10 protein-coding genes are annotated in these 11,311 nt (G+C 71.2%); 7 read left to right on the top strand and 3 right to left on the bottom strand.

The annotated features are described in order from the left end of the window. From CCR97_RS25075 to CCR97_RS25050, 6 genes are all read left to right on the top strand, one after another. On the top strand, positions 1-797 hold a 797-nt coding region (locus CCR97_RS25075; protein WP_201159983.1), incomplete at its 5' end, for an enoyl-CoA hydratase. Between the two features lie 10 nt (positions 798-807). After that, a complete protein-coding gene (locus CCR97_RS25070) occupies positions 808-1,098 on the top strand; it encodes a hypothetical protein (protein ID WP_146618715.1) in 291 nt (96 codons plus the stop codon). A gap of 137 nt (positions 1,099-1,235) precedes the next feature. Continuing rightward, on the top strand, positions 1,236-1,502 hold the full coding sequence (locus tag CCR97_RS25065) for a cysteine rich repeat-containing protein (RefSeq protein ID WP_111356770.1): 267 nt from the start codon (positions 1,236-1,238) through the stop codon (positions 1,500-1,502). Between the two features lie 175 nt (positions 1,503-1,677). Next, positions 1,678-2,262: a CoA-binding protein gene (locus CCR97_RS25060; protein ID WP_111356771.1), complete on the top strand. Its 585-nt coding sequence runs from the start codon at positions 1,678-1,680 to the stop codon at positions 2,260-2,262. 401 nt (positions 2,263-2,663) lie between these two features. Beyond that, positions 2,664-6,227, top strand: coding sequence for an autotransporter outer membrane beta-barrel domain-containing protein (locus CCR97_RS25055; protein WP_201159982.1), 3,564 nt, complete (start codon positions 2,664-2,666; stop codon positions 6,225-6,227). 177 nt (positions 6,228-6,404) lie between these two features. After that, complete coding sequence (locus tag CCR97_RS25050; protein WP_111357812.1) at positions 6,405-7,685, top strand: O-acetylhomoserine aminocarboxypropyltransferase; 1,281 nt, start codon at positions 6,405-6,407, stop codon at positions 7,683-7,685. Positions 7,686-7,700: 15 nt separating this feature from the next. On the opposite strand, the gene CCR97_RS25045 is transcribed toward CCR97_RS25050, so the two are convergent. The 3 genes from CCR97_RS25045 to CCR97_RS25035 all read right to left on the bottom strand — a co-directional run bounded on the left by CCR97_RS25045 (position 7,701) and on the right by CCR97_RS25035 (position 10,309). Beyond that, on the bottom strand, positions 7,701-8,063 hold the full coding sequence (locus tag CCR97_RS25045; RefSeq protein ID WP_111357813.1) for a DUF5615 family PIN-like protein: 363 nt from the start codon (positions 8,061-8,063) through the stop codon (positions 7,701-7,703). Between the two features lie 5 nt (positions 8,064-8,068). Continuing rightward, complete coding sequence (locus CCR97_RS25040) at positions 8,069-8,269, bottom strand: DUF433 domain-containing protein (protein ID WP_244670657.1); 201 nt, start codon at positions 8,267-8,269, stop codon at positions 8,069-8,071. Positions 8,270-8,332: 63 nt separating this feature from the next. After that, on the bottom strand, positions 8,333-10,309 hold the full coding sequence (locus CCR97_RS25035; protein WP_111357815.1) for a bifunctional diguanylate cyclase/phosphodiesterase: 1,977 nt from the start codon (positions 10,307-10,309) through the stop codon (positions 8,333-8,335). Positions 10,310-10,487: 178 nt separating this feature from the next. Here CCR97_RS25035 and CCR97_RS25030 point away from each other — a divergent pair. Then, positions 10,488-11,311: caspase family protein (locus CCR97_RS25030; RefSeq protein WP_201159981.1), on the top strand; the 824-nt coding region annotated here is incomplete at its 3' end.

Below are 11,311 nucleotides of genomic sequence, written 5' to 3'. Positions count from 1 at the left end.
CCCCGACCACCGCCTCCCCGCTCCGCCGCGAGGACGCCGACGGCGTCGCGCTCCTGGTGCTCGACCGGCCGGGCGCGCGCAACGCGCTGTCCGACGCCATGCTGGCGGCGCTCGCCGACACCCTCGCCGCGATCGCGCAGGACCGCAGCGTCCGCGCCGTGATGCTGGCCGCCGAGGGGCCGGCGTTCTGCGCCGGCCACGACCTCAAGGAGATGACGGCGCACCGGGCCGATCCGGATCGCGGCCGCGCCTATTTCGCCGACCTCCTGGGCCGCTGCGCCACGGTGATGCAGGCGATCGTCGCCCTGCCCCAGCCCGCGATCGCCGCCGTCAACGGCATCGCGACGGCGGCCGGCTGCCAGCTCGTCGCGAGCTGCGACCTCGCGATCGCCGCCGACGATGCCCGCTTCGGCACCCCCGGGGTGAGCATCGGCCTGTTCTGCTCGACCCCGATGGTGGCGCTGTCGCGCGCCGTCGCGGCCAAGCACGCCATGGAGATGCTGCTGACCGGCGACCTGATCGGCGCCGAGGAGGCGCTGCGCTTCGGCCTCGTCAACCGGCTGGTGCCGGCCGGGCAGGAGCGCGCCGAGGCGCTGGCGCTGGCGCGGCGCATCGCGGAGAAGTCGGCCGTGGCGATCCGCTACGGCAAGGCGGCGTTCTACAAGCAGCGCGAGCTGCCGCTCGCCGAGGCCTACCACTATGCTGCCGAAGTCATGACCGAGAACATGCTGGCGCGCGACGCCGAGGAAGGCATCGGCGCGTTCGTGGCGAAGCGCCCGCCGGTCTGGGAGCGCTGACGGAGGATCCATGGCCGCAATCGCCCGCCCTGCTCTCGCGCCGCTCCGGATGGTTCGCGAAAGCCTTGCGCGGATCGACGGGCCGGCGTTGCGCCGCATGCTGCTCGCCGGCGCCGCCTGGGGCGTGACGGTCTCGCTCGGGCTGACCGCGACACGCGCCTGGCGCTGCGGCGCGCTGTGCCTCGATGCGGCGGCCGTCGATGCCGTGGTGACGGCGGCGATCGGCGTCGTCACGATCGGGCCGCTGGCGCTGTTCCGCCGGCCGGCCGGCGACCGGTCGACGCGCCCGACCGAACCGTGAGCCGGCTCGGCGACACCCATCACCGGGGAACCTCTGCCCCGGCCCATTCATTGCAAACCGAAGGCTTTCTCTCCCTGACGATCCTTCTCCGGAAGTCCCTCTCCCCGTGTCACCTCCCCGAAAGGAGACGACGACCCATGCGAATTGCCCTTGTCCCTGCCGCCGCCGGCCTCGCCATTCTGCTCGCCCTCGGCGCGTCGCCGACCACCGCCCACGCCCAGTCGAGCCAGGACCAGATGGCCTGCCAGTTCGACGCCCAGACCTACTGCCAGGAGGCGATCCCGGACCACGGCAAGGTCTATCGCTGCCTGAAGCGCAACGCCCGCAAGATCAGCCCGGCCTGCCGGGCGGCGATCAGCAAGGGCAAGGCCCCCCGCCGCAACCGGCCGGGCACGGCCTACTGAGCGGCGCACGGCTTTCAAAATCCGGCGGGACGGACTAACACCGGCCCGTCTTCTGCGTCATGCCCGGCCTCGTGCCGGGCATCCACGTTTTCAGCCAGGGGCGTCCCTCCGCGGATGGCCGGGACACGCCCGGTCGTGACGAGGCAGAGGATCGCCGAACCGGCCGCGCGCGCCCATGACCCACGACGGCTATCCTGACTCCTACATCCGCGGCATCCTGACGACGTGCCGGACCATCGCCATGGTCGGCGCCTCGGCCAAGGACAACCGGCCCAGTTACTTCGCCTTCAAGTACCTGCTCGAGCGCGGCTACCGGATGATCCCGGTGAACCCCGGCCTGGCCGGCCAGGAGATCCTCGGCCAGCGGGTCTTCGCGCGGCTCGCCGACATCGACGAGCCGGTCGACATGGTCGACCTGTTCCGCAACGCCTCCTATGCGGCGGGGACGCTCGACGAGATGCTGGCGATGACGCCGCGCCCCGGCGTGCTGTGGCTGCAGCTCGGCGTGCGTGACGATACGACCGCGGCGCGGGCCGAAAACCTCGGCCTCAAGGTGGTGATGGATCGCTGCCCGAAGATCGAGTACGGCCGCCTCTCCTCCGAGATCGGCTGGATGGGCGTCAACTCGCGCACCCTCTCCTCCAAACGCGCCCCGATGCCGCAGAAGGGCGTGCAGCGCCTATCCCTCGGCCGGGTGACGATGGCGGGCGGCACGACCGCAGCGCCGCCGCGCGAGGACGACGGCTCGGCCCGGAGCTGAAGAGGCGGGCCGTCGAAGCTTGTTTTCTTAAAGGCTCGACGGCAGTCCTTCGACGCGGTGCATGTCGCGCAGCTGCAACAGCTTAGGAGAATTCACCTCACCCGATGCAGTCATTTTTTGCGAAAAAGAAGATTTTTTAATCATTTCATTCACCTGAGCTTGCAGTCGCGAGAACAGCGTACGCCCTGCCCTTTCTTGACCATAAGCGTGATCGCCATACCGTCGTGTCGGATTGATCCGGGCTAGGCCGGGAGACGGTAACGATGCGCGTGGGCGAACATGTCACGACGCCGGATTCATTGGGTCGGCCGGCGCCTGCCCGTAGATCGGCGGCGGCCGCGCTGCTGTCCAGCAGCAGCCTGATCGCCGCGCGCTCCGCTCGTGTGTGCGGCGCGACCCTGATGCCGGCCGCCATACTGGTCGCCGCACTGGCGACCCCGGCCCTCGCCGACGGCGGTGCGGGTGGCCGATCGGGCAATGTCAATCTGGTCGGGGGCAGCGGCGGCACGGGATTCAGCGGCGCGGCCGGATCCGACGGTGCGGGCGGTCCGATCTCCACGGCCGGCAGCGGCGGCGGCGGCGGCGGTGCGGCCGGCGGCGGCGCCGGTGGCTCGAGCGGACAGACGCAGAACCTTCCGGGCCGATCCGGTGGGACGACCCCTGGCCAGGACGGCCTCGACGGCGTCGATGATACCTTCCCCAGCGGTGGTGGGGGCGGCGCGGGCGGCGCCAACGGCGCCACCGTGACTGCACCTGCCGCCATCGGCACGAACGTGACAGGCCAAGCCGGTGGCAAGGGCGGCAAGGGCGGCAACGGCGGCAATATCGGCGCCGGCGGCGGCGGCGGCGGCGCCGGCGGCTATGGGGTGATCGTCAACGGCGCCGGCCCGATCAGCGTCACCGCCATCATCACCGGCGGCACAGGCGGCAATGGCGGCAATGGCGGCACCGCAGTCTTCGTCGGCGGCGTCGGCGGGTCGGGCGGCGATGGCGGCGTGGGCCTGCAGGCGACCGGGGCCGCGACGATCACCAATTCCGGCACGATTGCCGGCGGGAACGGCGGTACCGCCGGTACGGGTCCGAGCGGCAACGGCACGGCGGGAGCCGGCGGCGCCGGTGTGGTCGGCTCCGGCCTGACCATCATCAACAGCGGCACGATCTCGGGCGGCCTCGCCGACGGCGGGGCCGGCGCGCGCGCCAACGCCATCACGTTCACGGGCGGCACCAACGTCCTCACCAGCAACGGCGGCACGCTCGACGGCAATATCGGCGTCACGGGCAGCCTGACGCTGCTGCAGACGACGGCCGGCGGCGCCACCGGCAGCGCCTCCTACGCCAACGCCATCACCGGCAGCGGCGCCCTGATCGTGAACACCGACGCCAACAAATCCGTGACTCTGTCCGGCGCCAACACCTATTCGGGCGGCACCACGATCTCGGGCGGCACGCTGGCGATCTCCTCCGATGCCAATCTCGGCGCCGCCGCCGGCACGCTCACGTTTGATGGCGGAACGTTGAAGGCGGCGGATTTCATCACGTCGGCGCGCAGCATCACGCTCGGCGCCGCCGGTGGCACCATCGACACCAACCTCAAGCCTGTGGCCCTCAGCGGCGCGATCTCGGGTACTGGCGGGCTGACCAAGATGGGCGGCGGCGCCCTGGCCCTGACAGGCACTCTGTCTTACGCCGGGACGACGACCGTTCAAGCCTTCGGCACCCTCGTTCTCGGAGATGCCACGCATGCGGTGACGCTGCCCGGCGCCGCGTCGGTCAGCGGAGCTCTCAACCTGTACAACGGCTCGCTCGGCGCCGGCGCGATCGGTGTCAATCTGGGTGGTGGGTTGATCGTCGGCGGCCTTGCGGGATCGGCGGCGACCGCGGGCAGCGCCACCATCACCAACAACGGCATCGTGGATTTTCGGAACACGGGGACGGCCGGGAGCGCCACCATCACCACCAATGTGGGGGCGTCGGGCGGCGTGCCGAACGGGTCCGGCACCTTCTTTTACGATAACGCCAGCGGCGGCACCTCGCGCCAGATCGTCAACGCCGGCGGGATGCTCGACATTTCGTTTCTGGCGACGAGCGGGACCACGATCGGCTCACTCGAGGGCGCCGGCGTCGTGGGAGTCGGCGGCAAGACCCTGACGGTCGGCAGCAACGATCTCTCCACCACCTTCTCGGGCGTGATCCAGAATCTCGGCACCAAGCCGGGCAGCGGCACCCTTGCCGGCGGCCTGACCAAGATCGGCGCCGGCACGCTGACGCTGACCGGCACCAACACCTACACGGGCGCGACGCTGGTCGCGGGCGGCACCCTGATCGTCAACGGCGCGATCGCGACGTCGAGCGGCCTGACGGTCGATGCCGGCGCGACAGTCGGCGGCACCGGCACGCTGCCGAGCACCGTGATCGCCGGCACGTTGTCGCCCGGCAACTCGATCGGCACCGTCACGGTCGCCGGCAATCTCACTTTCACGAGCACCGGCACCTACAAGGTCGAGGTGTCGCCGAGCGCCGCCGATCGCACCAATGTCACCGGCACGGCGACGCTCGCAGGAACCGTGTCGGCGCTGTTCCAGCCCGGCACCTACGTCACCCGCAACTACGTGATCCTGTCCGCCGCCGGCGGCCTCGCCGGCACCAGCTTCGCGGCCCTCTCGACCACCAACCTGCCGGCCGGATTCCTGGCGAAGCTGAGCTACACGTCGACCGACGTGGTGCTCGATCTCACCGCCGCGCTCGGCAGCGTGCAGGGCCTGAACCGGAATCAGCAGGCGGTCGCCTCCTCGCTCGGCAATGCCTTCAACGCCGGCGCGGCGCTGCCGCCCGCCTTCCTCGGCGTGTTCGGCCTGACCGGGACGCCGCTGCGGACCGCGCTCTCGCAGCTCTCCGGCGAGCCGGCGACCGGCGCCATCCAGGCCGGCCTGCAGGCGACCGGCACGTTCCTCGGCCTCATGCTCGACCCCTTCGTGGCGGCGCGCAGCGGGGCCAGTGCCGGCGCCGGTGGCCCGACCCTCGCCTTTGCGGGCGAAACCACGGGCGCCCTGCCCGCGGACGCCGCCCGCGCCTATGCGGCCGCGCTGCCGGGCGTGTACGGCAAGGCGCCGCCCGCCGCCCTTCCGGCGCCGCAGTGGACCGTCTGGGGCGCCGCCTTCGGCGGCAACGGCCGGGTCGACGGCGATGCCGCGACCGGCAGCCACGATCTCGACACCCGCGTGTTCGGCATCGCGGCCGGCGCCGACTATCGCGTCTCCCCCGACGCGGTCCTCGGCTTCGCGCTCGCCGGCGGCGGCACCCGCTGGACCACGGCCGGGCTCGGCGACGGCAAGACCGACACGGCCCAGGCCGGCCTCTACGGGTCGCAAAAGTTCGGGCCGGCCTTCGTCTCGGCGGCGCTCGCCTATGCCTGGCACGACGCGACGACGACCCGCATGGTCTCGGTCGCCGGCGAGACGCTGGAGGGACGCTTCCATCCGCAGGTGTTCGGCGCCCGGCTGGAGGCCGGCTGGCGCTTCGGCGGCCCGGCGCTCGGCCTCACGCCCTACGCGGCCGGCCAGGTGCAGGCCTTCCGCATGCCGGGCTTCGCCGAGACGGCGACGGCCGGGGCCGGCAGCTTCGCCCTCGCCTACGCCGGCGAGACGGTCACGGCGCCGCGCAGCGAGCTCGGCGCCTGGGCCGATGCCCGCACCCCGACCCGGCTCGGCGAGCTGATCCTGCGCGGCCGCGCCGCCTGGGCGCACTACTACGAGACCGACCGCCGCCTCACCCCGACCTTCCAGGCCCTGCCGACGGCGAGCTTCGTGGTCGCCGGTGCCGCGCCCGACGCCGACCTCGCCCTTCTGTCCGCCGCCGCGGAGCTGCGCCTCGCCACCGGTGTCACCCTGATCGGCAAGGCCGACGGCGAGCTCGGGGCACACACCCGTGCCCTCGCTGGCACCGGAACGCTGCGCGTCACGTGGTGAGAGTCTCGCGAAAGAACCCTGTCCTCCTCCAATCGGCATGGGAAGCAGTTTTCTTCGCGATGCGGCAAACGCGTAGGCTGAGATTGCCTTCCGGCGGGCCGCCTTGACGCCCTCCGACGGTGGGCTACACCGGAGGCCCGATTTCCTCTGGTCCGCCCCTCTCCGCACGGAGCCATCATGACCGACCGCCAGCCCGGATTTTCGACGCTCGCCATCCATGCCGGCGCCCAGCCCGATCCGACCACGGGGGCGCGGGCGACGCCGATCTACCAGACCACCTCCTACGTGTTCGACAGCGTCGACCACGCCGCCTCGCTGTTCGGGCTGCAGGCCTTCGGCAACATCTACACGCGCATCACCAACCCGACCAACGCCGTGCTGGAGGAGCGCGTCGCCGCGCTCGAGGGCGGCACGGCGGGTCTCGCCGTCGCGTCGGGCCACGCGGCTCAGATGCTGGTGATGCACGCGCTGATGACGCCGGGCGACGAGTTCGTCGCCTCGACCAAGCTGTACGGCGGCTCGATCAACCAGTTCAACCACTCCTACAAGAGCTTCGGCTGGAACGTCGTGTGGGCCGACCCGGACGACCTCGCGAGCTTCGAGCGCGCCGTGTCGCCGAAGACCAAGGCGATCTTCATCGAGAGCATCGCCAATCCGGGCGGCGTGATCACCGACATCGCGGCGATCAGCCAGATCGCCAAGCGGGCCGGCGTGCCGCTGATCGTCGACAACACGCTCGCCACGCCCTATCTGTGCCGGCCGATCGAGCACGGCGCCGACGTTGTCGTGCACTCGCTCACCAAGTTCCTCGGCGGCCACGGCAACTCGATCGGCGGCATGATCGTCGACGGCGGCAGCTTCAACTGGTCGCGCGAGCGCCGCTATCCGATGCTGTGCGAGCCGCGCCCGGAGTACAACGGCATCGTCCTGCACGAGACCTTCGGCAACTTCGCCTTCGCGATCGCCTGCCGGGTGCTGGGCCTGCGCGACCTCGGCCCGGCGCTGTCGCCGTTCAACGCGTTCATGATCCTGACCGGCATCGAGACGCTGCCGCTGCGCATGCAGCGCCACTGCGACAATGCGCTCGCGGTCGCCGAATGGCTGTCGAACAATCCACGCGTCGCCTGGGTGAGCTATCCGGGGCTGCCCGGCGATCGTTATCACAACCTCGCCAAGAAATACGCCCCGAAGGGCGCCGGCGCGGTGTTCACGTTCGGCCTGAAGGGCGGGTACGACGAGGGCGTCAAGCTCGTCTCCAACGTGAAGCTGTTCTCGCATCTCGCCAACATCGGCGACACCCGTTCGCTGATCATCCACCCGGCCTCGACCACGCACCGCCAGCTCTCCGACGCCCAGAAGGTCGGCGCCGGCGCGGGCCCCGACGTGGTGCGCCTGTCGATCGGGATCGAGGACAAGGCGGACATCATCGCCGACCTGGAGCAGGCGCTGGCGGGGTGAGGAACTCGCTCGCGATCAGTCGAGCAGACGGAGCGGCCGGCTCCTGAACCGGCCTTCCTCGATCACCGTGTAGCGGCCGAACAGCCCATCTCCGAGCCGTTCGACCGCAACGGCGAGACGGTCTCGCTTGATCGTCGCCCGTGACGGATCGATCCGGAGCAACACCAGACCCGGAACCGTCTTCACCTGCCGGAAAACGAGATCCCCAAAATCCTTGTCCTCCGTCAGCAGCAGGCGGCTCTCCGACCAGGCGAGCGCGATCACTTCGGCATCGGTCGCGCCGGGAGCTCTTTCGGCAACGTCGAGGACATCGTGACCGAACTCACGCAGGACGGTCACCAAGGCCGCATCGACGCACTCGTCGACGAGCCACCGCATCGGGCTCACCCGTAGGCGACGTCTTCGTCGGCGAGATAGTCCGCCGCGAACGCCTGCGCGGCCCGGATGTCATCGGCGCTCAGCCGCGGATGATCCGCCAGGACGGCCTCCGTCGTCATCCCGGCTCCGAGCTTGCGCAAGATCGTCTCGACCGGAATCCGCGTTCCACGGACGACCGGCTTGCCGCCCATGATCTCCGGGTTCATCTCGATCCGTGCGTGCTTCATACCAACATTCTAACAGACCGCACCGGCGCCGCGAAGCGCCCCTCACGCCGCGTCGGTGCGGGTGCCGACGGGCTGGGGGCCGGTGAAGCGCGGGGCGCGGCCGGCCCAGCAGACGCCGTTTCGGCCCTGCGCCTTGACCCGGTACATGGCTTGGTCGGCGGCGCGCAGCAGCGTCTCCATGCCGGCACCGTCCTCCGGCGCGAGCGCGATGCCGACGCTGGCGCCGACCTCGACGACCTCGCCGTCGATCCGGTAGGGCGCCGTCAGCGCGTCGAGGATCATCCCGGCGAGCGCCGCGCGGTCGTCGTCGCCGTGACGGCGCGCCGCCAGCACGGCGAACTCGTCGCCGCCGACCCGGGCCGCGACGTCGCCTTCGCCGAGGCAGCGGCGCAGCCGGTGGGCGACCCGCAGGAGCAGCGCGTCGCCGACGGCGTGGCCGTGGCAGTCGTTGACCTCCTTGAAGCGGTCGAGGTCGATGCATAGCACGGCGAAGGGCACGCCGCGATCGCGCTGACGGTCGAGCGCCTGCTCCAGGCGGCTGCGGAACAGCGTGCGGTTGGGCAGGCCGGTGAGCGGATCATGGAGCGCCATGTAGGCGATCCGGCGCTCGCCGGCGCGCCGCTCGGTGACGTCCGTGTAGGTGCGCACCATGCCGCCGTCCGGCATCGGCACGCAGGTCACCTCGATGGTCTGGCCGGTCGGCCGGACCCGCTCGAACACCACCGGTCCAGTGTCCGAGGCGGCGGCCCCGAAGGCGACCGACAGGCGCCGGGCCGGCTCGCCGCCCGCACCGCCGTCGCCGACGACACCGAGCTCGCCGCGGCGCGCCATCTCGGCGACGAGCGCATCGAAGGTCGGCCGTTCGGCCAGCATCTCCACCGGAACGCCGAGCAGCTCGGCGGCACGGCGGTTGGCGACCGCGATGCGGTCGTCGCGGTCGACCATGACGATGCCCTGCGCCATGGTGTCCAGCGTGACGGCGAGCTCCTGCGAGGTGCGCCGCGCCACCGCTTCGCTGGCATGCAGGGCCACGCTCGTACGTTCGAGCCGCATCCGCTGGCGCACGGCGAGCACCATGGCGACGAGCACCACCAGCGTGAGCACGCCGGCGAGCGCCGAGTAGACCTTGACGTACCAGGCATTGTCGGCAAGCGCGTCGGCGGCCGACACGGAGGCGTAGACGACCAGCGGCAGCCCCTCGACCCGGCGGAACGCGACGAAGCGGTCGACCCCGTCGATCAGACTCGGCCCGACCACGGTGCCGACCGGGACCTTGGCGATGTTCTCCAGCGTCGGCCATGGGCGGTCGCCCTTGCGGCCGATCAGCGGCGCGGCCGCCCCGGCGCCCGCCCGCACCACTCCGTCGGTGCCGACCAGCATGATGGTGCCCTGCCGGCCGATGTCGATGGAGGCGTAGAAGCGCGAGAAGTAGTCGGCGTCGAGCGACGCCACGACGACGCCCAGGAACCGGCCGTCGGGACCGCGGACCGCGCGGGAGAGCTGCAGGGTGGTTCGATGCGAGACCCGCCCGACCATCGGGATGCTGATGTCGAGCTCGTCACCGACCGCGTCGCGATGCGCGCCGAAATGCGGCCGGTCGGAGAGGTCGATCGCCGCGGTCGGCACCATCAGGCTGTTCAGGCGCAGCCGGCCGTCGGGGCCGATCAGCGAGAGCTGGATCGCCACGTCGCCCTGCGGCGTCACCTCGCGGGCGAAGGCGCGCAGGTCGAAGCCGTCGGGGTTGCGCAGGATCTCGGCGCGGGCGAGGCGGAGAATCTGGTCCGCCCCGGTGATGGCGCGCGCCGCATGCTCCTCGACCACCCGGGCGAGATTGCGGGTGTTCTGCAGCGCCACGGCACCGAGCTTCTCCCGCTCGAGGCCGAGCTGGTAGCCGATCCCGCTCCACAGCAGCACGATGACGAGCAGCCCCAGCCCGGTCGCCGGCTGGAGGACCGAGCGAACCGTCGGATGCGAGAAGAGCGAACGGATTCGCGCGGCAGGAGAATTTCCGGACACCATGTCGACCTTGTAGGCCCGGTGGCTTTCGTTTCCCTTAGGCAAAATCGCGAGATTTCAGACAGTTTTATCGCTGTTTCGCGGACATATGCCGGCTATTCCGATCACCCCCCGGTGACCCTTTCGCGTCGCCCCGGACGATGCGCTATCCTGTCGCCGCTTCGTCGGGGAGCCTGACGCGATGATGCCCATGCGATATCGGATGCTGGCGGTCTTCGCCGTGCTGCTGCTCGCGGTCGCGATCCCGGCCGGCGCCGGACCGGCGGCCGCGCAGGAGCGGGTCGCGCTCGTCATCGGCAACGGCGCCTACCGGGCCGCGACGCCGCTGCCCAACCCGCCCAACGACGCCGCCGACGTCGCCGCCGCGCTCCGCAAGCTCGGCTTCACCGTGATCGAGGGCCGCGACCTCGACAAGGCGGCGCTCGAGGACAAGATCCGAGCGTTTGGACGCGCGCTCGACCGCGCGTCGGTGGCGCTGTTCTTCTATGCCGGGCACGGCCTGCAGGTCGCCGGCAAGAACTATCTGGTGCCGGTCGACGCGAGGCTGGAGCGGCCCGGCGACCTCTCCTTCGAGACCGTCGAGGTCGGCCAGGTCCTCGGGCAGATGGAGGCCGAGGCGCGGGTCAATCTCGTCTTCCTCGACGCCTGCCGCGACAATCCGCTGGCCCGCACGCTGGCTCGCTCGCTCGGCACCCGCTCGGCCTCGGTCGGCACCGGGCTCGCCTCGATCCAGAGCGCGGTCGGCACGATGATCGCCTACGCGACCCAGCCCGACAACGTCGCGCTCGACGGCGAGGGCCGCAACAGCCCGTTCACCACGGCGCTTCTCAAGCACCTGCCGACGCCCGGGCTCGACATCGCCGTCACGATGCGGCGCATCCGCTCCGACGTGGTCGCCGCCACCCGCTCGCGCCAGGTGCCGTGGGACCACTCCTCGCTGATCGGCGACGTCGTGCTGGTGCCGAGCGGCGGCACGCCACAGGCGAGCACGCAGGCGCCCTCCCC

It is taken from the genome of Rhodoplanes elegans (assembly GCF_016653355.1).
In the GTDB taxonomy this organism is placed as follows: Bacteria; Pseudomonadota; Alphaproteobacteria; order Rhizobiales; family Xanthobacteraceae; genus Rhodoplanes; species Rhodoplanes elegans.
This window is presented reverse-complemented; position numbering and strand designations above follow the sequence as displayed.

Bases quoted from the DNA above. Each gene is read 5' to 3' on its own strand.
- CCR97_RS25055 (WP_201159982.1), top strand. From the start codon at position 2,664: ATGCCGGCCGCCATACTGGTCGCCGCACTGGCGACCCCGGCCCTCGCC.
- CCR97_RS25065 (WP_111356770.1), top strand. From the start codon at position 1,236: ATGCGAATTGCCCTTGTCCCTGCCGCCGCCGGCCTCGCCATTCTGCTC.
- CCR97_RS25045 (WP_111357813.1), bottom strand. From the start codon at position 8,063: ATGCGGTGGCTCGTCGACGAGTGCGTCGATGCGGCCTTGGTGACCGTC.
- CCR97_RS25050 (WP_111357812.1), top strand. From the start codon at position 6,405: ATGACCGACCGCCAGCCCGGATTTTCGACGCTCGCCATCCATGCCGGC.
- CCR97_RS25070 (WP_146618715.1), top strand. From the start codon at position 808: ATGGCCGCAATCGCCCGCCCTGCTCTCGCGCCGCTCCGGATGGTTCGC.
- CCR97_RS25040 (WP_244670657.1), bottom strand. From the start codon at position 8,269: ATGAACCCGGAGATCATGGGCGGCAAGCCGGTCGTCCGTGGAACGCGG.
- CCR97_RS25060 (WP_111356771.1), top strand. From the start codon at position 1,678: ATGACCCACGACGGCTATCCTGACTCCTACATCCGCGGCATCCTGACG.
- CCR97_RS25035 (WP_111357815.1), bottom strand. From the start codon at position 10,309: ATGGTGTCCGGAAATTCTCCTGCCGCGCGAATCCGTTCGCTCTTCTCG.